Source organism: Leptospira limi (assembly GCF_026151395.1).
Taxonomy (GTDB): Bacteria; Spirochaetota; Leptospiria; order Leptospirales; family Leptospiraceae; genus Leptospira_A; species Leptospira_A limi.
In genome coordinates this window covers 2,387,004-2,411,305 of record NZ_JAMQPV010000001.1, presented here as the reverse complement: position 1 = coordinate 2,411,305, position 24,302 = coordinate 2,387,004, and the positions used below count along the sequence as shown (strand labels likewise).

At 37.2% G+C, this 24,302-nt stretch carries 20 protein-coding genes; 9 read left to right on the top strand and 11 right to left on the bottom strand.

Annotated features, from left to right (window positions below; translation table 11 throughout):
* Positions 1–29 precede the first annotated feature (29 nt).
* The gene (locus ND812_RS11155) at positions 30–1,121 is read left to right on the top strand and encodes a response regulator (RefSeq protein ID WP_265375507.1); all 1,092 of its coding nucleotides are present in this window, start codon (positions 30–32) and stop codon (positions 1,119–1,121) included.
* Positions 1,122–1,131: 10 nt separating this feature from the next.
* Here ND812_RS11155 and ND812_RS11150 read toward each other — a convergent pair whose 3' ends face one another.
* Positions 1,132–1,485, bottom strand: coding sequence for a hypothetical protein (locus tag ND812_RS11150; RefSeq protein ID WP_265375506.1), 354 nt, complete (start codon positions 1,483–1,485; stop codon positions 1,132–1,134).
* Between the two features lie 224 nt (positions 1,486–1,709).
* Between ND812_RS11150 and ND812_RS11145 the strand changes: the two genes are divergently transcribed.
* From ND812_RS11145 to ND812_RS11120, 6 genes are read left to right on the top strand one after another with little or no spacing between them, the layout of a single operon-like run.
* Positions 1,710–4,616: an LPS-assembly protein LptD gene (locus ND812_RS11145; RefSeq protein ID WP_265375505.1), complete on the top strand. Its 2,907-nt coding sequence runs from the start codon at positions 1,710–1,712 to the stop codon at positions 4,614–4,616.
* 13 nt (positions 4,617–4,629) lie between these two features.
* Positions 4,630–6,030, top strand: a complete 1,401-nt coding sequence (locus tag ND812_RS11140) for an undecaprenyl-phosphate glucose phosphotransferase (protein ID WP_265375504.1) — start codon at positions 4,630–4,632, stop codon at positions 6,028–6,030.
* Between the two features lie 9 nt (positions 6,031–6,039).
* Positions 6,040–6,324: an Asp-tRNA(Asn)/Glu-tRNA(Gln) amidotransferase subunit GatC gene (gatC, locus tag ND812_RS11135; protein ID WP_100726816.1), complete on the top strand. Its 285-nt coding sequence runs from the start codon at positions 6,040–6,042 to the stop codon at positions 6,322–6,324.
* Positions 6,321–7,787 carry an Asp-tRNA(Asn)/Glu-tRNA(Gln) amidotransferase subunit GatA gene (gene gatA / locus ND812_RS11130; RefSeq protein WP_265375503.1) on the top strand — a complete coding sequence of 489 codons (1,467 nt, stop codon included), beginning with the start codon at positions 6,321–6,323 and terminating at the stop codon, positions 7,785–7,787. The genes gatC and gatA overlap by 4 nt, the downstream gene beginning before the upstream one ends.
* A gap of 1 nt (position 7,788) precedes the next feature.
* The gene (hisF, locus tag ND812_RS11125) at positions 7,789–8,556 is read left to right on the top strand and encodes an imidazole glycerol phosphate synthase subunit HisF (RefSeq protein ID WP_265375502.1); all 768 of its coding nucleotides are present in this window, start codon (positions 7,789–7,791) and stop codon (positions 8,554–8,556) included.
* Positions 8,553–10,289: a sodium:solute symporter family protein gene (locus ND812_RS11120; protein ID WP_265375501.1), complete on the top strand. Its 1,737-nt coding sequence runs from the start codon at positions 8,553–8,555 to the stop codon at positions 10,287–10,289. Before hisF ends, ND812_RS11120 begins: the two co-directional genes overlap by 4 nt.
* 9 nt (positions 10,290–10,298) lie before the next feature.
* Here ND812_RS11120 and ND812_RS11115 read toward each other — a convergent pair whose 3' ends face one another.
* The 5 genes from ND812_RS11115 to folD are packed head-to-tail and all read right to left on the bottom strand — an operon-like array spanning position 10,299 to position 15,419.
* Complete coding sequence (locus ND812_RS11115) at positions 10,299–11,396, bottom strand: esterase/lipase family protein (RefSeq protein WP_265375500.1); 1,098 nt, start codon at positions 11,394–11,396, stop codon at positions 10,299–10,301.
* Complete coding sequence (rlmB, locus tag ND812_RS11110; protein ID WP_108959117.1) at positions 11,383–12,156, bottom strand: 23S rRNA (guanosine(2251)-2'-O)-methyltransferase RlmB; 774 nt, start codon at positions 12,154–12,156, stop codon at positions 11,383–11,385. The genes ND812_RS11115 and rlmB overlap by 14 nt, the downstream gene beginning before the upstream one ends.
* Entirely contained in the window at positions 12,138–13,589 is a 1,452-nt protein-coding gene (gene cysS / locus ND812_RS11105; protein ID WP_265375949.1) for a cysteine--tRNA ligase, read from the bottom strand. The genes rlmB and cysS overlap by 19 nt, the downstream gene beginning before the upstream one ends.
* Positions 13,590–13,591: 2 nt before the next feature.
* Positions 13,592–14,560, bottom strand: coding sequence for an acetylxylan esterase (locus tag ND812_RS11100; protein WP_265375499.1), 969 nt, complete (start codon positions 14,558–14,560; stop codon positions 13,592–13,594).
* The gene (gene folD / locus ND812_RS11095) at positions 14,544–15,419 is read right to left on the bottom strand and encodes a bifunctional methylenetetrahydrofolate dehydrogenase/methenyltetrahydrofolate cyclohydrolase FolD (protein ID WP_265375498.1); all 876 of its coding nucleotides are present in this window, start codon (positions 15,417–15,419) and stop codon (positions 14,544–14,546) included. Before folD ends, ND812_RS11100 begins: the two co-directional genes overlap by 17 nt.
* Before the next feature lie 55 nt (positions 15,420–15,474).
* Between folD and asnS the strand changes: the two genes are divergently transcribed.
* Both asnS and ND812_RS11085 read left to right on the top strand, forming a co-directional pair.
* Entirely contained in the window at positions 15,475–16,779 is a 1,305-nt protein-coding gene (gene asnS, locus ND812_RS11090; RefSeq protein ID WP_265375497.1) for an asparagine--tRNA ligase, read from the top strand.
* A gap of 58 nt (positions 16,780–16,837) precedes the next feature.
* Positions 16,838–17,641, top strand: coding sequence for a hypothetical protein (locus ND812_RS11085; protein ID WP_265375496.1), 804 nt, complete (start codon positions 16,838–16,840; stop codon positions 17,639–17,641).
* Here the strand turns inward: ND812_RS11085 and ND812_RS11080 are convergent.
* From ND812_RS11080 to ND812_RS11060, 5 genes are all read right to left on the bottom strand, one after another.
* Positions 17,604–18,467, bottom strand: a complete 864-nt coding sequence (locus tag ND812_RS11080) for a hypothetical protein (RefSeq protein ID WP_265375495.1) — start codon at positions 18,465–18,467, stop codon at positions 17,604–17,606. The two genes, ND812_RS11085 and ND812_RS11080, sit on opposite strands and share 38 nt — an antisense overlap.
* Positions 18,468–18,472: 5 nt before the next feature.
* Positions 18,473–20,458 (bottom strand): ATP-dependent DNA helicase, encoded by a 1,986-nt coding sequence (locus ND812_RS11075; protein ID WP_265375494.1) that lies wholly within the window; start codon positions 20,456–20,458, stop codon positions 18,473–18,475.
* A gap of 116 nt (positions 20,459–20,574) precedes the next feature.
* Positions 20,575–22,161, bottom strand: a complete 1,587-nt coding sequence (locus ND812_RS11070; RefSeq protein ID WP_265375493.1) for a sodium:neurotransmitter symporter family protein — start codon at positions 22,159–22,161, stop codon at positions 20,575–20,577.
* 101 nt (positions 22,162–22,262) lie between these two features.
* Positions 22,263–22,658, bottom strand: a complete 396-nt coding sequence (locus ND812_RS11065; protein WP_015678327.1) for a helix-turn-helix domain-containing protein — start codon at positions 22,656–22,658, stop codon at positions 22,263–22,265.
* A 101-nt stretch (positions 22,659–22,759) separates the two neighbouring features.
* On the bottom strand, positions 22,760–24,277 hold the full coding sequence (locus tag ND812_RS11060; RefSeq protein ID WP_265375492.1) for an LIC12015 family putative lipoprotein: 1,518 nt from the start codon (positions 24,275–24,277) through the stop codon (positions 22,760–22,762).
* Between the last annotated feature and the right edge of the window lie 25 nt (positions 24,278–24,302).

Below are 24,302 nucleotides of genomic sequence, written 5' to 3'. Positions count from 1 at the left end.
TTGATAGTGGAGACTGGTTGTGTAAAACAATGACATCTATTGTGGAAAATCAAAAAGAAACTGATGTAAAAAAAATCCTTGTTGTCGAAGACGAAAGGATCATCGCGATCAATATTTGTTCAACCTTAAAACAATACGGTTACAACGCCACATATGTATCGGAAGCAAATGATGCAATTGAACAAATTGAATCCGAACACTTTGACCTAGTTCTCATGGACATTATGTTGAATGGTCCCATGGATGGAATAGAGATAGCAGGTAAAATCAAAAGAAGTAAAGAAATTCCAGTCATTTACCTCACTGCTTATTCTGATGAAGCCACAATCAATCGAGCCAAAACCACTGAACCATTTGGTTATTTGATCAAACCATTTAATAGCCGTGATTTATATATTTCTGTGGAAATGGCAATTTACAAATCACAAGTACAAAAACACATCCGAGTTGTGGAAAGTCGATTGGCAGAAAACCAAAAATGGGAAACGATAGCACTTGTTGCTTCCGGCATTTCACATGAAATTAACAACCCTCTCACATCCATTCTCAATTTAGCGGACCTTATCCTTTTAGAGGCAAAAAAAACATCCAATTCACCCTTAAAGGAAAAAGCAGAAAAAATTACCGAAGAGTCAGAACGAATTGCCAAGATTGTGAAGAACTTAGTTTCTTATTCGCAATCAACCAGTTCCCAATGGACGTATTCTAATTTAGTAAGCATTTTGAATGATACACGTTCCTTCCTGCACCAATACTTTTTAAAAGAAGGAATCCAATGTGAATTGGAAATGGGAGACGTACCTCATGTGTATTGCCAACCCCAAAAAATCAAACAGGTTCTCCTCAACTTAATCCAAGATGCAAGGTTACGCGTGAATACGAGAGAAGATTCCATTGGTAGGAAAATTTCTATTTCATTATCCGTTGTAGGTGATGATGGAAAAGAATTTGTCCAAATCCAAATCAAAGACAATGGTTCGGAAGATTTGATGATGGGAATTTCTCAAATGAATTCATTAGATGTCACTCGTAGCATCATTGCAGAACACAAAGGAAACTTAACAAGAGAGGAAGAGTCTTCCTCTTGGGTGTTTACTTTGCCCATTGTAAAACCTGTTTGAACGAAAGAGTTTAAGAAGGATTCCCTGATAGAATTGGTTTTTTGTCCAAACGGGGAGTTTCTAACAATTTAAAAAATAATTCAATACGATTGGAATGTAATAACCAATTGTCTTCTGACAAAAGACCCGCTAAGAAAAAATTGAAGTCTTTGTAAAAGGCAAAGGAAAGCTGAGGGTTTTTCGTAAAGTCAAGGAGCAGGGCAAGGGCCAATCGATTGGCACTTTCTTCTGGACCAAAACCGTCTGTGAGGATTTGGATCGTAGGTTCCGGAACTTGGACAATGTGTTCTTCTTGTCCGTCTCTAATTTTGAGGTTGTACCGTAAGGTACCTGGAATACGTTCTCCAGAGTAGGTTTTAGCCATTCAAAACTCACCTATGCCCAAGTCTCGAGCCATTCGATTATGTCCACTCCTCGGAAACTTACGCAACCTCTTTTTCACAGATTTTACAAGATTCGGGTGCGAATTTCTACCTGGTTTTCCATTGATTTTTTCGATAGGGGTAAAACTCTCGTTCTATACTTCCAAAGCCCGCTGTGCAAAAATCCATTCATTTTCTCATACTATTTTGTTGTTTTCTTCTCGGAATGGAAATTCTGGCACAGGATACAAATGGCTTAAAACTGCTATTCCCTGACCAATCTTTACCAACGAAAAACCAACAAGAAGAAGAAAGAAAACAGACAACAACACAAATCCAGCGAGGCATTGTTCGCAAATCAGTTGATGTGATGACCGACCGAGAAGTCGAAGACAACTTAAGAAATTTAGGTTTGAATCCAACAGGTACGATTTATACCAAACGGGAACGTTTACGGGAAGCACTTGTCCCACCAGAAGAAATTCCACTGACTCCTGAATCGTTACTTGCGTCTCAACCGAAAAAAGGCCCACCCATCCAAATCCAAAATGCTGCGGAAGGCCAACTCATGAACATCGACAAAACAAAAGGTGGAGTCCTTGTTTTAAGAGGAAAGGTGCGCGTTAAAATCAAAGCGGGAGAATTGATTGCTGATTCCGTTTCCATAGACGCGAATCGACAAGAAATTTATGCAGAAGGGGGAGTGGAATACAAAGACGGAAATGCTAAGGTGATTGGAGATCGAATGATTTACGATCTAAAATTAAACCAAGGTGTTGTATACAATTCTAAGTTAAGTATGTTCCCTTCCCACTTCATTGGTCAAAAGATCAAACGATTGGATGAAAAACGCTACCTATTAGAAATGGGATACTTTACTGCATGTAATGCGGAACTTCCACATGAATCATTCCAAGCAAAACGCATTGTCATCCATGATGATCGAACGGTAGTTGCGCAATGGGTTTCTTATAAAGTTGGTGGTACAACTCTTTTTATGTTACCGTTTTTGTACAATTCAGAATCCGGTAATGGTGTTACCACGCAGTTTGGTAAAAATAACACACAAGGTTGGTTTTGGCAAAACTCATACCAATGGTCAGATTCTTATCCAAATAGTTTATTCTTAGCAAACGGTTATAAATTTCGTTTTGATATGTATGAAAAAACGGGTCAAGCTGCCCAGTTAGAAATGTGGAAAGTTTCCCCCGTTCTCAATTATAATATCAACTTAGGTTATGCCAATTATAAAAACACAGCTATCACTCCTGTTTATGAAGATCGTTTTAAGAATGGTGGAATAGGAACAGTTGCGACAACTAATAACGTAGATCGAGGAGAATTATTTCCGAATACCAGTCTACCTTATCGTAATACAGGCGTTAATTATGATCCTTGGTGGAAAGCTGACTTACGATTAAATGCAAAATTTAATGATTTCTCGAAAGATTACACTAGAAACTTTCAATTACAATATGAAAATTATAGCAACAGATTGTTTGATTATGAATTTGGAAATCGATACCAACCTTCTAATTCATTACAATCATTATATACATATCGAGACGTACGTTTTGGACTGATCCGAAACCTTCTGAACTGGAACTTCAATTATACGGAAAATAGAGGGGATTTGAGTGTTGGTATCTCCATGAGTCGAACACTCATTTACCAAATCCAAGCAAATCAATTCTTTGCAGCACAAGATACATTACCAGCCGTCACCATTCGGAATTCCAGTAATATTGGATTAATCCCAGGGACGGCCAGTCCTGTTTATTGGGATTTATTGTTCCAAACAAACATCAATCGAATTTATGGTCCTCCGCAACAAAAGTTAAATCCTACAACCGGTGTCGTGGATCCGAGAAGCCAATACCAAGATTATGTATTAAGGTCCCAAACGAATGTGGTAGGAGAAACAGGATTTCGTTCTCCCATTGCGATGGGAGCGTACATGTCCTTTACTCCATCCGTTTATATGGGGGCAACAAAACAATCTGTTGAATTTCCAGGAACCGGCAGTGAGTTAAATGGACCAGACCGCGATGTAAACAAAGCATACGCAACTTTACTCAAACAACAATCGTATCAATATGTAAGACAATCTCATACAGTTCGAATGGGGATTCCAGAAATTTTTCTATCTACCACTTATCGCAGATTAGATGCAGATAAAGCGGAAGCAAAAGATCCAATTTTAGGAAATTTACGCCAACATGAAGCAGAATTTTCATTAGAAAGTTATGCCTTAAATGATTGGGATATTTCAGTTCGTACCATAAGAGACTTACGTCAATTTTCATCTTCGTATAACCCTGGACTTACCAATATGCAACGATGGTATTATACAGTTGTTAGGATAGGTGGTTTTCTTGATTTTGTGGATGGTTTTACGACGAGAAGACCAAGTTTATTAGAAAGAAAGCGAAACTTTTATTCTGGTATTTTTATCAATAATGATTATGTTCATCATACTCCTCAAAATCGATCACTATCTAATAACCTAACTGTTTCATACAAAATGGGTGGGTTTTCTTGGCCCATCATTCGAGCATTCCGTAGTTTGGAAATTGGTTCAACTTGGTATCATGTTTACAAAGATAGTTTTTTGGATAGTTACCGATTCTTTTTCAAAACAGATATGAAAGTAACTCGTTACACAGGTCTTGAATTGGAATTAGATTCAAGAGTAACTGAGCCTTGGCGCCTAACAGCACTTGCACAAGGACAGTTTTATGCATTAAATACAAGTCCTGAATTGTATACAGCTCAAACTGGAACCAATTATGACCAAACGACGATCTGGGAAGATTTGGCTTCGGGAACAGGGGCTAAAGGACAGACGGAAAGACAAAAAACTGTTTTTAATATCAACAGGTTTATGATGACTTTTAAAATGGACCTGCATAATTGGGAGTATCGATTGGGATATAGTATGAACCTTCGTGCTTTACCGGGAGGACTTGCTCTCAATAACCAATTAACTTTCTACGATCAATCCGTATATCTATCTGTAAATTTAACAAATTTCAGTTTTGGGGATTCATCATCTGCCCAAGCAACCAGGGTAAGATTGTATCGATTCAGAAAACGTCCATTAGATGGAACTTCGACAGATTTAACAGATTAAATATGGTAACCAAATGCTAAAAGAAAGAAGTCAATCATTCAAATTACTATTTTTAGTTACTGATTTTTTTATAGGCTTAGCTAGTTTCTTAACAGCGTATGTTGTCAGGTATTATTTATCTCCAGATTCTAGTTTCCAAATCCAAACAATTGATCCCGTCAATTATTTAATCCTCGGAATTGTGCTTGGATTTTCCCAAGTTGTTTCTTTTTTATCAATCGATTTATACCACCCGAGAAGAGGTTTATCTTTTTCAGATGAACTTTTTGCCATTATCTCTGGAGTGATCCTTAATCTCCTCGTTGTACTTTCCTTACTGTTTTTCTTTCGAGGGGAAAGTTTTTCTCGCTTGGTGATTGGATACTTTGCAATTTGTACGGTAATCCTCACTTCCTTTTCTCATTTTGTTCTGAGATCACTCATGCAATATCTAAGGAGTAAGGGTTATAATTTAAAGTCTGTTCTCATCATTGGAACCGGAAAATCAGCCATCAATTTTTCTAAAACATTACAAAAACATTCTATTTATGGATATACTGTCAAAGGATTTGTTGCTGGCAAAAAAAACCTTTCCCCAAAACAAATTCAAACTGTCACATCGACAAGCAAGTTAGAGAATTTTGTAGAACAAAACCAAATTGATTTAATTGTTTATGCACTATCACATGAAGAAGGGGATTCTTTAAAAGACGTGATAGACATTGCTGATTTCCATGGAATCGATTTAAAAGTAATTCCCAGTTACGAAGAGATAGTTACTGCCAAAGGTAGAGTGGAAGTGTTAGATGGGATTCCCATTATTTCCATTCGAAACATTCCACTACGATTAGGATATAATTTAGTATTAAAGAGAACGTTTGATATCTTGTTTTCGCTATTTTTTATCCTATTGTTTAGTCCTTTTTACATTTTAATAGCATTACTTGTAAAATTGACAAGTAAAGGTCCTATCTTTTATAAACAAGAGAGAGTTGGTCTTGATAATAAAGTTTTTGGAATGATTAAATTCCGCTCCATGGTTGTCCAAGCCAAAGAAAAATCAGATACTTTATGGACTGTTAAAGATGATCCAAGGGTAACACCCGTTGGATCTATCTTACGTAAATTATCTTTGGATGAAACACCACAATTTTTCAATGTGTTACTTGGTGATATGTCAGTTGTGGGGCCAAGACCAGAAAGACCTTTTTATGTGGAAAAATTCAGAAATGAACACCATCAATATATGCGGCGTCATGCGGCAAAAGCTGGGATCACTGGTTGGGCACAAGTCCAAGGATTTAGAGGGGATACCTCTATTGAAAAAAGAATCGAAGCCGATATTTTTTACATCGAAAACTGGTCCTTACTTTTGGATATAAAAATCATTTTACTCACACCTTTAAAAGCGATTATAGATAGGAATGCATACTGAGGAAACCTTATGGATGAAAAAGAATTAAAGAACATTGCTAATTTAGCAAAACTCAACATTGAAGATAGTGAAATTGCAGGTATGCTCAGTGATTTCTCAAGAATTGTACAGTATGTAGATGAAATCAAAAATCTAGATACATCAAAAGTTGGCGATGATGAGATTTATGAACAAATTTTCTATGAATTGCGAAAAGATCTAAGTGAAAACTCGCTAAAACGAGATGATTTATCAAAAATTGCTCCTTCATACGAAAATGGTTATGTGGTTGTACCTAAGGTGATTGAAACATGAAAGAGATTATTTTTCTTACTTATTCGGAAATCAAAAAAAAATTAAATGATGGAAGTTTAACCTCACAAGAGTTAGTTTCCGCATATTTAGAGAGAATTAAAGTTAGTGATTCAAAAGTAAAAGCATTTTTGAATCTAAATGCGGACAAAATTCTTACCCAGGCAAAAGAAAGTGACGAAAGGAGAAAAGTTGGTAAACCATTTTCTGAATTTGATGGAATCCCAATTGGAATTAAAGACAATATCTGTATCAGAGGGGAAATCACTTCTTGTTCCTCCAAGATTTTGGAAAATTTTGAATCTCCTTATGATGCAACTGTCATCACAAAATTAAAAGAAAAAGGTTTTGTTCTGTTTCCAAGACTCAATATGGACGAGTTTGCAATGGGTTCTTCTACAGAAAACAGTGCATTCCAAACTTCCAAAAACCCATTTGATACAGATCGGATTCCAGGTGGATCAAGTGGGGGTTCGGCGGCGGCAGTTGCAGCTTCCATGTTACCTATTTCACTCGGATCAGACACTGGTGGATCGATTCGCCAACCTGCAGCACTTTGTGGAATTTGGGGCTTAAAACCTACTTATGGAAGAGTATCACGTTATGGACTTATTGCTTATGCATCCAGTTTAGACCAAATTGGACCTTTCTCCAATGACATGGAAGGGATTAGTGACCTTTTAGAAATATTATCCGGACTTGATACAAAAGACCAAACAACCGCTAAAGTAGAACATTTTAATTCCAAATCCGTGAATACAATTGATTGGAAAGGTAAAAAAATTGGGATCATGAAAACGGAAGATTTTAATTTTTCACCAGATGTGAATGCACGGTATTTAGAAATTTTAAAATCTTTGGAAGAAAAAGGTGCTGAGTTAGTCGCTTTGGATTTTTCTCTTTTGAAATATGCAATTCCAGTATATTACTTAATCGCAACTGCCGAATGTTCTTCTAATTTAAGTCGTTTTGATGGAATTCGATATGGATTACGAAAGGAAACCTCTGGAAAATTGGATGATTTATATTCCGAATCAAGAAGTGCTGGATTTGGAAAAGAAGTTAAACGAAGGATATTACTCGGAACATTCTCATTGAGTTCTGGATACTATGACGCATATTATGGTAAGGCTCAAAAAGCAAGGGTTCTCATCCGAAAACAATATGCAGATTTTTTTAAGTCAGTAGATATCATTTTACAACCTACATCGCCAACAACAGCATTCAAAGTGGGTGAGAAAACAAAAGACCCCATTCAAATGTACCAAGCTGATATTCTAACAACTTCCGTGAATTTAGCAGGGGTTCCTGCAATCAGTTGTCCTGCAGGTGTGGATCAAAATGGTCTTCCAATTGGAATCCAACTAACATCGTCCCATTTTGATGAAGTTAAATTACTCAGTTATGCCAATTCAATCTCCAAATTAGATCTTTGTAAGATAACATTGCCTAAAGAGATCAAATAGAATGGATGAATTAACCAAAAGAGTGATTCCTTGTTTGGATATCAAAGGAGGAAGAGTGGTAAAAGGGGTCCAGTTTGTCAATTTGATTGATGCTGGAGATCCCGTTTCGTGTGCGATTGCATATGAAGAAAACAAAGCAGATGAATTGTGTTTTTTAGACATCACTGCTTCCTCTGACAAACGAGACATTCTTTTGCATTTAGTAGAAGAGGTTGCGAACAAATTATTTATCCCTTTCACAGTTGGTGGCGGAATTCGCACCATTGATGATGTCAAAGCAGTCCTTAATAAAGGAGCAGACAAAGTTTCGATCAATACAAGTGCCTTTCAAAACCCAAAACTTTTAAAAGATGCTAGTGAGATTTATGGATCACAATGTATCGTTTGTGCAATTGATGTGAAATTCCATCCAGAACGAAAACGATATGAAGTGTATCTCAATGGTGGGAGAGCAGAAACTGGTCGAGAAGCATTAGATTGGGGACGTGAAGCATATGAAATGGGTGCTGGGGAAATTTTACTCACTTCCATGGACAAAGATGGCACCAAAGATGGATTTGATATTACATTGATGAAAACATTCACAAATAATCTCTCCATCCCGATTATTGCTTCAGGTGGAGCAGGTAATCCTGAACACATGGCGGAAGTCATTTTACGTGGTGGTGCTGATGCTGTTCTTGCTGCTTCCATTTTTCATTTTGGAGAATTTTCCATCCAAGAAACAAAACAGACAATGAAAGAAATGGGCATCAAAGTAAGGTTATGAATTCATTTCATGTCTTAGATTATCTTTTTTTCTTTTTTCCTTTTCTCATTATATTTCTCATTCTCTATCGTTTCCGAGCTAAAAACAATTCCACAAAAGAATATTTCCAAGCAGAAGGAAGTTTAAATTGGTTTGTTGCAGGAACTGCGATGGTAGCAACAACGTTTGCTGCTGACACACCGCTCGCCGTAACAGAGATTATTCGAACACAAGGTATCTCTGGGAATTGGATTTGGTGGTATATGGCTGTTGGTGGGTTTGTTACTGTATTTTTCTTTTCCAAACTTTGGAAACGATCAGGAGCAAGCACTGACTTAGAACTCATTCAAATTCGTTATAGTGGTAAGGAAGCCGAATTTTTAAGAGGATTTAAAGCATTTGTCATTGGGTTACTTCTCAATTTGGTAATCCTTGGTTGGGTAAACCTGGCCATGTTAAAAATCTTACCTGTTTTTTTTCCAAGTATCAATTCCGCTCTTGTATTAATATTTCTATTGTTATTCGGTGTCATTTATACTGCCATCGCTGGATTACGCGGAATTTCTTACATTGATGTTTTTCAATTTTTTTTAGCGTGGATTGGATGTATCCTGTTTGCTTATTTTGCTCTCCAACTTCCTTCGATTGGTGGTTTAGAAAATTTAAAATCACATTTACCCAAGGACAAAATCCTATTTTTCCCCAATGGTGAAAATGGATCACTTCCTTGGGATCATTTCTTAATCCTTCTAACGGTTCTTTGGTGGTCAAGTTGGTATCCAGGCTCTGAACCTGGAGGTGGGGGATACATAGCACAGAGAATCCTTGCTACCAAAAATGAATCTGCAGCGCTTAAGGGTAGTCTATGGTTTGTGATTGCTCATTATTTTGTTAGACCTTGGCCTTGGATTTTAGTAGCACTTGTATCTCTCGTATTATACACAAGTTTATCTGAGATAGAAAGTGGTAAGGGATTTCTCATGGTATTACAAGAAGGAATGCCAAATGGAATGAAAGGATTAATGCTCAGTGCTTTTTTGGCTGCGTATTTATCCACCTTAGCTACGCATTTGAATTGGGGGGCATCTTATCTGGTCAATGATTTATGGAAACCTTTCACGACGGAAAAAAAATCAGATATTTATTTTGTAAAAGTTTCTTATCTCATACAACTCCTTACAGCAATACTTTCATTTTTCCTAGCAGTGTATGGAATGGATACCATCAAAGGGGCTTGGGTATTTTTACTAGAAGCATCTTCTGGTATTGGATTTGTATTAATTGTTAGATGGTATTTTTGGAGAATTTCAGCTTGGACTGAAATTTTAGCACTGATTCTTTCTCCCATTTTATATATTGTTTACTCACATTTACTACATTTTCCATTTCCTTATTCTATCCTATACACTTCCATAAGTTCAGCGATGATCTTATTACTTTCCACTTATTTACTTCCCAATACAAAAAAGGATATCTTATATTCTTTTTATGAAACTACAAAACCACCGCATTTTTTTTGGAGGGGTTTTTTCAGTGAAAATCCAGAATACAAACAAAGTGTTTATCCGAACCATATCGTTGTGTCCTTGATGGGTACAATTTTCGGATTGAGTTTTATATTTGGAGGACTCTACACGATTCAATGTCTATTTTGGAACGAAGGAGAAATTAGATTTGGAATTCTGTTTTTTCTAATTGGTCTTTTGGGACTCATTTTTTCCGTTCAAAAGATACAGTCTAAATCCAAACCGTAAAAAATTTCATTATGGGTGATTTCGAATCTCAGTGATTACCTGAGAGAATAAATTCCGGCTTTTTGTATCATCAATATTGATTGTCTGGAATGCCATCATGGAATGATCACAATCAGCTACATTGATTTGTTTGGTACTGAGGTTTCCAATCCTTGCGCTATTGACAGGAACGATTCCGTCTGATTGAGTAAATCCAGCATTGGATAGTAGGTTACATCCTGTGTTATAATAAAATGTTTCGCCAACACTACAGCTACTTAAGACCCCTGCAAAACTGATAAACTTATTATTAAAACCTGATTTAAGGTATGAATCATTCAAAGCATCTAATACAAGATTTGTGGCACCAGACAAGACTGGTTGTAAATTGCCTTGGTTGGTATACGCAAGTTCCTGCCCACCTTGAGTTTCTACTAAATAAGTACCTAGTTCATTTACAAAAGGATTTGAACCTAAAAAGTTATTTGTAGCAAAAGGTGATCCGTATTGCGGACTGGCAAGAGTGACAACCAAACGTACAAAGGGTAAATCTCCAGTTTCTTTCGCTAGAGCGACTCGAGTCACAAGCCCCCCCATGGAATGAGCTACAATATAAACGGAATCAGTATCAACAAAACTGGCACGTAAAGTGGCGTAAAACTGTTTACCATTCACTAAAATACTGTTTGAAGTTCGATAGGTATATACGTACAAATCAAATTCTGATTTTGCAGAATCCCTTCCTTCTTGGTAGTGAATGAGTCCATTAGAGAATGTATTTTTTATATTCTGAATTTTTTTCTCATCGTTTGTAATCGGATCAGAATCTCTTTCGGCAGGATTCCAACCATGAACTAAAATAATTTTTTTGGCATTGGCCTTTGGATACAAGTCAACGGATACAAATTGGGAATTTTCTAAAGTCCTTGAACTTCCTGGGATAAATCCAAATAATTTTTGATTGGGATTTGGCAGAAGTCCAAGTAAGGCAAGCAACAAAACATCTTCGTTTTTGTCTTTCTCAGAAACAAATTCTTTCCTATAGAAATCATATAAACAAGATTGAAATGTAATGATTGAGATAATGAAAAATAAAAAAAATCCGATGATTCGCTTATTGCGAAACATGATGTAGTCTATCCAAGGTAATTCCACAAGCAACTACCACATTGAGCGAAGTAACCGCGCCATATAAAGGGATTCTAGCTACATAATCTGCATCTTCAAGTAAAATTCTTTTGACTCCCTCTCCTTCATTCCCCATGATCACAGCCATTTGAGAAACATCAGGTAAATTTTCCCAAATCTCTTCTTCACCTTCTTCATCAGTGGCAAGAATCCAGTATTCATTTTTCTTTAGAAATTCAATTCCATGTTTTAAATTTGCAACTCTATAAATTTGGATATGGTGAATTGCACCAGCAGATACTTTTTCAACAACAGGAGTAATAGGGGACGTGTCCCTATCTGACATTAACACATGTTTTACTCCCATACATTCAGCCGTACGTAAAAGATTACCTAAATTGCCTGGGTCTTGGATACGATCTAAGATCAAAATGGGACCTTCGTTTGGTTGGATGTTTTGTTTAAATTGTTCAAAACCGAGTGATGTAAACGATTTTTGTTTTGTACGGATGATCACATACCCTTGGTGATTTTTATCTTGGGCTATTCGATCAAGTTCTCTGCTTGAGACAGTTGTGAATTTTACAGAATTGGGTAAATACGATTTGATCCTATGTTTTTCTTCATTTCCAATTCCATCTTTGACAATGACTTCCCGAATGGTTTTAATGCCTCGTTCGGGAGCCATTTGTTCCAGTGATTCTAAAAATTCAAAAAAATTTCGTTTCCCAAAAAGTATTTCTACGGGGCTTTTTTCCATGTTGTGATTCCTTCTTTTGTGTCAGCGAGAAGGATGCCTTTGTTTTCCAACTCTTTTCGTATATTGTCAGCAGTAACAAAATCTTTATTCTGTTTTGCTAATTTTCGATTTTCGATTTGTTCCAAAACCCACTCTTCAGAAATTCCTTCCAAATTCGCCTTTGGTTTTTCAAATGAAAATACCGCAAATAGTTCATTCATTTTCAAAAACAAACGAAGAGCTTCTTCATAAAAAAGATTTACATTCTCTATTTTAGTTTGGTCTAGTGTTTGGTTTACAATTCGTACAAGTTCATGAAGAATCGCAAGTGCCTTGGGGACATTGAGATCATCTGCTAAAGCATTTAAAAAATCATCATTGAGTTTGGTTATTTCAGGTAAGGAAAAAACTAAATTTTTACCATCATTTGGAATCAAATTCCATAATGAGCCACTGTCCAATAATCGATAGATTGTATTTTGAATTCTGTCTAAAGAAACTTTCGATTCTTCCAATTTCGCCAAAGAAAAATTTAACTTACTTCTATAATGAGCTGATATTAAATGAAAACGAATGACTTTTGGCTCGTATCCTTTTTCTAGAATATCGCGTAAGGTATAAAAATTTCCCTTACTCTTTGACATCTTTTCACCATCAACTAATAAGTGTTCGCAGTGAAGCCAAGTTCCTACAAACTCCTCATTTGGATACGCACCTGTTGTTTGTGCGAATTCGTTTTCATGGTGAGGGAAGAGTAAATCAATTCCACCAGTATGAATGTCAATCCCAGAACCATAAATTTTGCGAATCATGGCAGAACATTCTAGGTGCCAACCAGGCCTACCCGTACCTAATCGAGTATGCCAACATTTTTCGTCCTTTGTTTTCTGGTTTTTCCACAATACAAAATCTCTCACATCGTCTTTTTCGTATTCATCCGCATCATAACGAACGCCAGATTTCATTCCAGATACATCAATTTTTGACAACTCACCATATCGATTGAACTTCTGAATGGAAAAATAAACATTTCCTTCTCGTTCGTAGACTAAGCCATTCGATTGTAAAGTTTCGACTAGAGACACCATATCCTCAATGGATTCTGTCGCTTTGGGATAATGTTCCAGAGTTTGAACTTGTAACGTTGATAAATCTTTAAAAAACTCTTCCGTCCAAGGTTTTGTAAACTCTTCCACACTGATGTTACGTTTTATGGATTCATTAATGATTTTATCATCAATGTCAGTAATATTCATTGACTGATTTAACTTATAGCCACCTAACAAAAGGGAACGACGCAAGATATCTACGAATAAAAATGATCTTATATTCCCTATATGAGCAAAATTATAAACTGTTGGTCCACATGAATAGATGGACACTGAATTAGGATCCTTGGGAACAAAAGGTTCTTTTTTTCCAGATTTTGTATTTAAAAAGACAAAAGGAATCAAACTCATAAGGCAAAAATTTCTTTTACGAATTCTAAATTCGCTTGTGGTTGTTTTTCTTTTCCAGCTTCGTTTCCTTCTGTTGGATATAACTGCATTCGTTTATCACAGTTCATATGATTGAATAGTGCAAATGTTGATTTTGGATGGGAGATTTGGTCTTCCATTCCACAAGAAAATAGGGCAGGAATTTTTATTTTTTTTGCAAAATTCATCGCATCAAAATATGATAATTCTTTTTTATAATCTATTTTTTTGGTGGCTCGTTTCTCAAAAAATGGAGTGAGTTCTCGCACCCAAGGATTTCCTTTTAAGGACATTTGTTCCTTATCAATATAACAAAATGAAGGTGTTTCTAAAATAAGTCCTTTGATACGATCAGAATAAGCCGCACCAAACACAGCCAAAGCGGATCCCAGTGATTTACCATGGAGAATAATTTGATCACCATCGATTCCATCAGAAAGTCTTAGAAATTCTATCGTACGTATCACATCTAAATAGAGTTTTCTCATATAAAACTCTTCTTTTTGGTCAAGGCCATGGGCAAAATAATTGGGAGTCCATCCAATCGGCGATTTACCAGTTGTCGGATCTACCGGAATTTGGATCATTTCTTCGCCATGCCCACGTAATGTGATATGAAGTTGGGCAACACCCAAATCAGAATATCCTTTTTGGATTTCCTCTGGAACCGCAAGATAATCGTGAAAATAAACGACAACAGGACGATCCCCACGTTTTCTTGGGATTGCTAATTTTCCATGTAACACATGATTGTCGATACTTTGAAAACTGATATCATTCAAAGATTCCCAGATGAAAGAACCCTTTAAAACTGTTTTATAAGTAGCTTTGATCGGAACTTTTTTGAGTTCACCTATCCCTGATTTCCAAAAACTATCTAAATCACTTGGTGGATCTAGTTTTGGAATTGTTTGAAAACATTCGTCAAAACTAACGGTTTGTGGCATGAGAATCCAACTTAGGAGAAAATTGACCTAAAAAACTATACATAGTCTGTAAAAGAAGAACGGAAATGGTCATAGGACCTACACCACCAGGAACAGGAGTGTAGTAGGAAGATTTATCTTTTGCTTTTGAAACTTCGATATCCCCCACATTACCAACGTTATACCCAGCATCCAAAATCACTGCGCCATCTTTTATCCAATCTGCTTTGATAAATTCAGGTTTGCCCACAGCACCAACGATGATATCAGCTTGTTTGACTAGATCAGGTAAATTTTTAGTTTTGGAATGGCAAAGGGTGACAGTAGCGTTCAAATTGGTTAACATAATCGCCATAGGTTTCCCTAAAATTGGTGATCTTCCTACAACCACTGCATGTTTCCCTGTAACATCAATTCCATATTCTTGCAAAAGTAGAACCATACCGTACGGAGTGCACGGATAGTAAGCCTCACCATTCATAGATAAATTTCCAAAGGAAACCGTTGTCACACCATCTACATCTTTTTCTAATGCAATTGCATCAAAAGCCTTACGTTCATCAATTTGATGGGGAACTGGGTGTTGTAATAAAATCCCATTGATCGATGGATCAGAATTTAATTTACGAATTTCGTCTAAGAGCTCTTCGGTGGTAGTTTCTTCTTTCAAACGAATGTAACGCGAATTCATTCCTACTTTTTCACAGGCTTTCACCTTCATATTGACATAGGTTTCGGATGCAGGGTTATTCCCAACAAGGATGGTGGCAAGGGTAGGAATTCCCTTACCTTCTGCTTTCGCTTTTGCTAATGTTTCTTGGATTCGATTTCGGATTTTTTCGGAAATCGCTTTACCGTCTAATAGGATGCTAGATTTCATTCTGTAAGTTCAAAATTTCAGAGAAAATTGAACTGGCAAACAGAAAAAACCATCCATGATTCCAAGTTTAGATCCAAATTCATCCCATCCTACCATGTCTGACGAATCCCTTCCTTTACAAGGTTGGGTACAAGGCCTTCGAGGCAATAACCACGTACAATTTTTACAACTCAGGACCAATGGAAAAATCCTACAAGTGGTCTGTGAAAAGGAATCCCTGGGGGAGGATCTCTTCAAACAAATCAAAAGTTTACCCCAAGAAACTTCGCTTATCGTCCATGGGAACTGGCAGGAGAATGAAAAAGCACCTGGTGGTCGAGAGCTCACTCTTTCCTCTTTTACTGTTGTAGGTGCATCTTCCGATTATCCTATCACTCCGAAAGATCATGGACCCGATTTTTTACATAACCATAGGCATTTGTGGTTACGATCCAAACGGCAACTTGCCATCCAAAGGGTCAGGTCTGAATTGTCATTTGCGATCCGCGAATTTTTCCGTAACGATGGCTATACGCTCATTGACACACCCATTTTGACTGGATCCATCGGTGAATCTGCAGGAACCTTATTTTCCACCGAATATTTCGATTTAGGCCAAGCGTATTTAGCACAAACAGGCCAATTGTATTTGGAAACCGCAGCGTTTGCTCACTCGAAAGTGTATTGTTTTGGTCCCACATTCCGTGCTGAAAAAAGTAAAACCAAACGCCACTTAACCGAATTTTGGATGGTGGAAGCAGAAACTGCCTTCCTTGGGCATCATGGGAACCTGGACTTACAAGAGCGATTTGTAAAATCAGTATTAAAAACCACCATTGAACGCACAATAGAAGATTTAAAGACTCTCGAACGAGACCCTCTACCTCTCCTCCAAACCCTAGAGAAACCTTTCCCCCGAGTGGAATATGGAGATGCCATCCTAATCCTAAAAGAGGCAGGAGAAAATATCGAATGGGGGGAAGACATCAATGCCGAAAGGGAACAAATCTTAACCACTCATTTTGGTACAGCCATCTTCATCCAAAATTTCCCGAGAGCCATCAAAGCTTTTTATATGAAACAAAACCCTAGTGACCCAAGGACAGTTCTCTCTGCTGACTTAATTGCACCAGACGGAATTGGTGAAATCATAGGAGGGTCAGAAAGGGAAGAGTCTTACGACAAAATTGTGGAACGGCTCAAAGAAGAAGGCCTACCACCGGAAGATTATTCCTGGTATTTGGACCTAAGGAAGTATGGATCGGTCCCACACGCAGGTTTTGGGATGGGTCTAGAACGGGTGATTGCTTGGGTTTGTGGATTACCACATATCCGAGAGTGTATTCCTTTCCCTAGAATGATTTACCGATTAACACCATAATTTTTTTAACGGAAAAAATGCCATAAGACCGATCCTTTTATAGAAAGAGAGGTACCTTATGGCACAACAAGCAACCCAAGTTTTAACTACATCAGTCGAAAAAGAAGCTTGGGATTTATATGAGGTAGGTTCCAACGAAGATGTTGTGGTGCTTGCAAAACGCCATCCTGACAATTTTTATGTGCAACATCTAAGTTATTTAGCACTTTACGAGCTCACTGGACGGGCAATGGTTCAGGCACCCAAAGGGATTTCCAATTTAGCACCTCTCGTAGATGCCATTCAAAATTTTGAATTGGGGAAAAATGGGGAAGCTTGTAAAAACTTAAATTTATACTTCCAAACACAAACCAATCCTCTTTGTTTTTCTATCATTCAAACTGCGATTAAAATTTACTTCCGAGCAGAAGCGTATGAAGATGCAAAAAATATAATCGTTCGTTATAAAAAACAATGGAACGATCTTTCCTTTATCAAAGAAGAATTAATTTGTAGTTATTACTTAAAACGATATGATGAAGTGATCAAAGTGTTTCGTGACAATATGAAACTCTTAAATGATTCAGATATCCATAAACTGGTTGGAATGGCATTACTCTTTTTGGACCGACACAAAGAAGCCAATCTCATCTTTGAAAACATTCCTAACAAACTAAACCTACCTAGTTTTGAGGAAAAACGTAAGATGTATGATTCCGTTTATCGAAACATCACTGAATTAGAAAAAAAATCAGGTTCTCTGGCTCATAAAGACTTAGAGGATATGGGTTTTGCTTATTTGTTTAACGGTGAATATGGAAAAGCAGAAAAAATGTTTTTGTCTCTCACTGAGAAACTAAAATCAAAACTCTGCAACGTGTAATATTCTTGCGAGTTTCGGGGTGGCTAAGGAGTTTTGCCGCCTCGTCAGTTGGGATGATCAAATCAGTTTGGTTTTTCCCTGCTGTGGACAAAGCGAGTACAAAATAAGGATTTTTTCCCACCTTCATCTCATACGCCTTTCCATTTTGGTCTTCTCTATAAACGATATAGCCGGTTTCAATTGCGTACGCTTCTTTTACATACAAGGGTGAGTAAACATCAAGCCCTCGATCCGTTTGGATTTTTGGAAATAACGCTCGTTTGACTGTTAAATGCCTAGCATCCACAACAAGCCCAGAAAATTCTACAGGGATCATCTCTTCACTAAACTCAGGGACTTTTTCAGTTCCATATTCAATTGGAATGTGAGCGAGGATTCCATCTTTCCCTTTGATCGGGAGGCTTGCTTTTGCTTCCAAAACATTTTTGACAAATTGGAAATCATATTCTTCTTTTTCTGCACCAATGTAAGAATTGAGACGTAACCTGGCTTGTTGGTTCACTTGGGTGTATTCAAAAATTGTATAGTCAGCATTGAACAAAAGAGATTCTAAACGTTGGCTCAGTCGCACTTTTAGTTTTTCTTTAGCTTTTTTACGCGCCATGGAATGTGCTTTGCCTTGGCTCGTTGCTGTATTTTTGCCAGAAAATTCTGGATCATCCTCATCAAAAACAATTTTGGGAATGGTTTCTTTGACACTAGAAACGATGATCTGGTCAGTCCAATTGACAACTGAGGCATAAATATCCTTATCCACAATTGGTTTCGAAAGAAGAGTGGCAGAGACAATTAGAAGAGAAATGAAAATTGTTACAATTCGTTTCATACAAATCACTTCGGCAATAAATGGAATTTTCTTTCCAATTCGTTAAATTCCGTTATGAGAGGAACCCCTTTCGGTAAACTTTGCAAGACGTTTTTTCCATAGGATTTTGTATGAATCCTTGGATCGAGGATACTCACCATACCCGTGTCAGATTGGGATCGGATAAGCCTTCCAAACCCTTGGCGGAGTAACAAACATGTTTTTGGAACTTGCATTTCCCAGAAAGGGCTTTTCCCTTTTTTTTCCATATCTTCCATTTTTGCCTGTAAAACTGGTTCTGTGGGTACTTGGAAAGGAAGTTTTGTGACAATCACATTCCTGAGTTTATCTCCTTTGATATCCACACCTTGCCAAAAACTCGACACTCCAAATAAAACACTATTCTGATTCGCAAGAAACTCACGTTTGGCGGCAATTGGCCCCATTTCCGTTTGAGCAAAAATAGGATAGGGAACTAAGTTTCGAATTTCTTCGTAAAGTTCCGAAAGGAGTTTATTGGAAGTAAATAGAACAAAAGCATCTCCTTCGGAAAGTTTTAACAATCGAGTGATCCAATAGGATAAATCTGTTTTATTTCGTTTGGGATCTGAAACTGGATCTGCAATTTGTTTGGGAACAAATAAGAGGGAATGAGTATTATATTGAAATGGAGAACTTAGCGTTTTTGTTTTCACATCACTAGTTCCTACTTCTTTCAAAAAATACTGAAAATTACCAGCAGTTGGCGAAAGAGTTGCTGAGGTTAACACAACGGAATCCATATTAGGGAACAATGTATTTGCTAGTATCTCGTCAGTATTTTTAGGTTGGGAAAACAAATAGTAAAATGGATCTTTTGTCACTTGCGAAGGAGGTTCGATCCAAAACACTAAGTTTGGATTTGTTTTCAATCGGAAATCAGTGAGAAAGGAAGAGGCTTTTTTTAAGTTTCCTGAAACCATCTCAAGGCCTAGAGCAAGTTCCTTTTCTTCCATATCATCACTATCTTTTTTGTATTTAGATAACAGGGATTCTAAACTTGAGGAAAGATCCGCCAATGTATCTTCCAAAGCACCATTATCAAGTTTGATTCGCTCCGTATGGCGAGTGGCAAATTGATTAAACTGCAAAGGAATCGCAGACAGTAACATACGAAAAAAATCATTCGCATAACCGATACTTGCTTCAATTTGTTTTATGATTTTTTCATTCGATTTAATTTTTAAGACAAGGCCTGTTCTTTTTTCTGGATAATATAAATAATGGAGAAGATTTAGAATCAGCTCGTATCGAATTTCTGAACCAAATGCTTTGCCAACAATTTCAGGAAACACATGGGCTTCATCAATCACCAATTGAGAAAATGGTGGTAATAACTTAAAATCTCCAGCCAAATGACTTGCGAGTAAATGGTGGTTTACAATTAAGATATTTGCTTTTTTCCATTTTTCCTTTTCTAAAAAATAATAGGAGGAACTAAAATTGGGACAATTTCTCCCCAAACAATTGTCAGACTCTCTTGCTACCGATGACCAGAAGGAATTCGATAAAAACCCATCATATTCAGCACGAATACCACTTTCCGTTTGTTTCTCCCAATTGACGAAGTAAGAAATTGACGATTCCATTTCTGGTCCAAAATCCCCACGTTCCATCACTCGATTGTATTTACGTTTGCATAAATAATTACTGGCCCCTAAAGCAACCATTGCATTGATCGGAACACCAAGTGCTTCCGAAACTAGAGGAATGTCTTTGTACAATAATTGGTCCTGTAAGGATTTAGTTTCCGTTGAGACTACGACAGTACATTCATTTTCCAAGGAAAACAAAGCACTTGGGATGAGATACGCCAAAGATTTTCCAACACCCGTACCTGCTTCGATCACCCAATTGGATCCTTGGTTGAAGGCAGACTCAATGGCTTCGGACATTTCCATCTGTTCTTTTCGAACTTCATAATCCTTCCAAAGTTTTGGAAGTTGTTTTGTAAAAACCGAATTTACGTCCAAACGTTAATGCCTATTACGAAACAAAAGTACAACACAAACAATCGTTAAACTTGTCACAGAAATTAAAGATACTGCCATGATCATCATCCCTTGCCAATTGAGCTCAACTGCAGTGTTCATTTTGTAACCTTTTCATGTCTAGAATCGAGTGCTTTTGAAACCAATAAATAAATAAAACCATATATGAGTATCAGACCTATCACAACTGACCTTGCCACAATTGCTTTTGTTTTTGCATCATCTACATTTTGACCTTTGTTTTCTGCCAGGAGACCCATGACCTCAGGATTCATCTTATCCAAGTATTCAGGTAAGTTCATATAACAAAAGGATACAAAGATAAAAAGTAAAAACCATGGAGTGATGTATTTCAGAACAAATTTGATGAGTTTGGGAAATGGAATGAGACTTCCTTCATTGGCATCCGCCTCTCCTCTGTCCACACCAATCTTAAAGACAAAGATGAAGATTTGAATGGATGCCAAAATATATATCATAATGGTTCCAATATAAAAATCAGCAATATCCAATGCGGCAAAATCTTTATTGAAGTATACGATGGGTAAACACAAAACAAATGTAAAAAGGAAAAGGAGTAGGGATGACTTGCGCCTTCCAATACGGTATCCTTCTTCTAAAAATAAGATACCAGGTTGTAACATCGTAACCGAAGAAGTAATGGCGGCAAGGAAAAGGACTAAAAACCAAAGCCCTCCAAAAAAATTCCCTCCAGGCATCATCCCAAAAACAGATGGTAATGCAATAAATCCCATTCCAAAGGTACCAAAAGAAGTTGCCTGTATGCCTAAAAATAAAAATGCCACTGGAATTGTAATCATTCCACCAAACACAACTTCTGCGAACTCATTGAGCGAAGCAGAAGACAAACTGGATAAAACAACATCGTCTTTTTTCTTAAGAAAACTAGAGAATACAAGTGCAATCCCAAATCCTGTTGATAAGGAAAAGAAAATTTGCCCGGCAGCACTGATCCAAACTTTTGGTTCGGTAAGTTTAGACCAATCTGGATTCCACATAACGGCAAGTCCCTGTTCAATTCCAGGGATTGTGAGAACTCTGACTAAGATGATTGTGGCGCAGATTCCCATGAGTGGCATTGCAATTTTTGCAAACGCCTCTAGACCTTTTGAAAGGCCACGGTAAACGAGTAAAAAATTAAACAATACACAGATCAAAAAGAAAATGAGGATGGGTGATTGGAAACTAGAACCATTTTCGCCAGCACCAGTCAGATTCATAAAAAAGGAAGAGGCTTCTATTGTCATACCATCCCTTGTGGTTGCAGATAATGACATTTGGCCTGTTAAGAAATAATAAGCGTATGCTAAACACCAAGATTCGATGAATACATAGTACACATAAATCATGACTGGAATCATGACTCCAATGGTACCTGAAAGTTTGAGAGGGAATCCTTTCAAGTATTCGCGAAAGATGAAAGGCGTACTATGACCATGTTTTCCACCCATTCTTCCCATCGTCCATTCTGCCAAACAAACAGGGATCCCCAGTAACAGAAAACTGATGATGTAAGGGACCATGAAGGCGCCACCACCGTTTTGTGCTGCTTGTCCAGGGAAACGTAAAAAATTTCCAAGCCCTATGGCTCCACTGGCAACAGCTAAAATTAAACCGACTCGACTGGCCCAACCATCTTGGTGTTCCGCTTGTCTCTCTTTCATCAGGGACTATTGAATGGTTTAGGAATTATGTGACAAAATCTTTTTGTTTTGGTGGGAGAAAAAGCAAGGCTTTTGGAAGCCTTGCTTTGGTGATTTTCAATTTAGCCTAAAAAAAGCTCGTTTTTTTCCATTTTGAGAACTTTAGATACCAGGTTCTTAAAATCTTCTGGTGGTTCTAAAAGTCCAAGTTCCACTTTTGACAGGAACGGAGTCGAAACTTTTAATTTCTTTGCGAAATCATATTGTTTGATTCCTAACTCACGTCGAACTGCCCAAAGTTTGTTTTTCAATCCATTGGAAAACTCAGGGTAGATGTCTTCCACAGCGCTTTCGTTAAAGAGTTTATCAACGGACGTTTTGAGATACTTGGCACAAGATGACTTAAATTTTTCAGTCGGATCTTGGGCACCAGTCTCAATTTTGGAAAGATAACTCGGAGATACCCCCAGAGCCCTTGCCATATCGTACTGTTTGATGCCTCTCTTCTTTCGAAGCATGTAAATGTGATTGTTCATTTATCCCCCCTAACAGTCAAAATATGTCAAATATGGCAAAATTCAATAAAAAAATTTTGCCATATTCCAAAACTTGGTGGGATCTATAGTGTAACTTCTTTTAGTCGATCACTTGCGATCACTAAGTTATAAGTAGTTTTTAGGCCTGAAACTTTTTGTTCAATGAACGAATTTCGTTGTGAACCTTCCATTTCTGATTTAATTCGTTCTCTTACAGCTGCATACGGCTTTGGAATTCGATTTTGTGGATTTTTTGGATCTTGGTCAGAATAAGCATATAATTTTCCAGCTTCATAGGCATCACGCATTTGTGCTTCTGTTACCGTTACAGGGATGGCTTTGATCTCATCTTGAAGCGATTTTAATGCCAAACTCACTTTCATTTTATCCAATTGCATTAAGTAACCAATTTCACTATCTACCTTTTGCACTCTTTTGGAAGTTTCAGCAATTTTTCCTTGGAGGATCGTAGATTGGAAAAGGTTCAGCATATCCCAAGTTTTTGCTTTTTCCGTTTTGTATTCTTGTTTGAGTTGGGAAGGGATTGCATCAAAATCAGCAGTTAAATCTTTCCAAGTATAACTTTTCCCATCTTTACTTGAGTATAGGCTATATTCTGGAGTGAATACTTTTGGATCCACATCATCTGGACCAGTAAATCGAGGAAGGTTTGCTACAGTGATTCCACTTTCTTCTGTGATTTTTTTAAGTTCTTTTTGGTACAAACCTTGCTCATACTCTTTCATTGTATGAGATGCAAACTGGTTTGCTTTATCAGCAGATTCACCTTCTGTAAAGTATGCAATACTTGCTTTGGTTTCTGCGTCTTCATGGGTTTTACCATATTCGATTGCTTCTTCTTTGTATGCATCAAATACTGATGTAAAATACTTACGAAGTCTTTCCGGATGTACTTTTTCCGTTCCTAGAGAACGTACTACGTATGCAATTCTTCCTTCGCCTTGTTTTGCGTAGGCAATGAATTTACCTTGTTTTACACCTCTAACTTCACTTAAAATGTCTTCGAGTGGAGTCTCTGCACAATTGGTGCAGAAAGGTTCTAATTTTCCACCAATTGGTTTTCTAGTCATATCATCAGTAACTTTTGCGATTTCGATAGCAACTTCTTTGTCTGATAGAGTGTTCAAACGATTGGCAAGATCTTGGGCTTTTTTCAAATTCTCTGCCTCATCTTCACCACGGACTAAAGCAAGTTGTAAATTGATAAATTCTAATGGTTTTGATTTTAAACCATTTTTTACATATTCACGCATATAAACATTGAGCTTTAAGAAATCTCTTACTAACGATTCAATTTTAGTTACATCTGCTTCAGAGACTTTATTTGCTTTGATTGCATCTTTTAGTAAAATTTTTTCCAAGGCGATACTTTCTAATATTTTGGCTTGGATGTCGGCGCTAATGGGTTGTGGTTCCGTGTTGCCACGTTTTGAAGCTTCAATTACAAAATTCATCTCTCTTCGAGTTACAGTCCCACCATCGAACGTAGCTAGGATTTCAGAATCCTTTGCACAATTGATCAGGGGCAGGAGAATTAAACCGAGTAACATCACTCGATGTATTAGTTTGTTTCGAATCATTGGGGTTCCTTGTCTTTTACAGTCT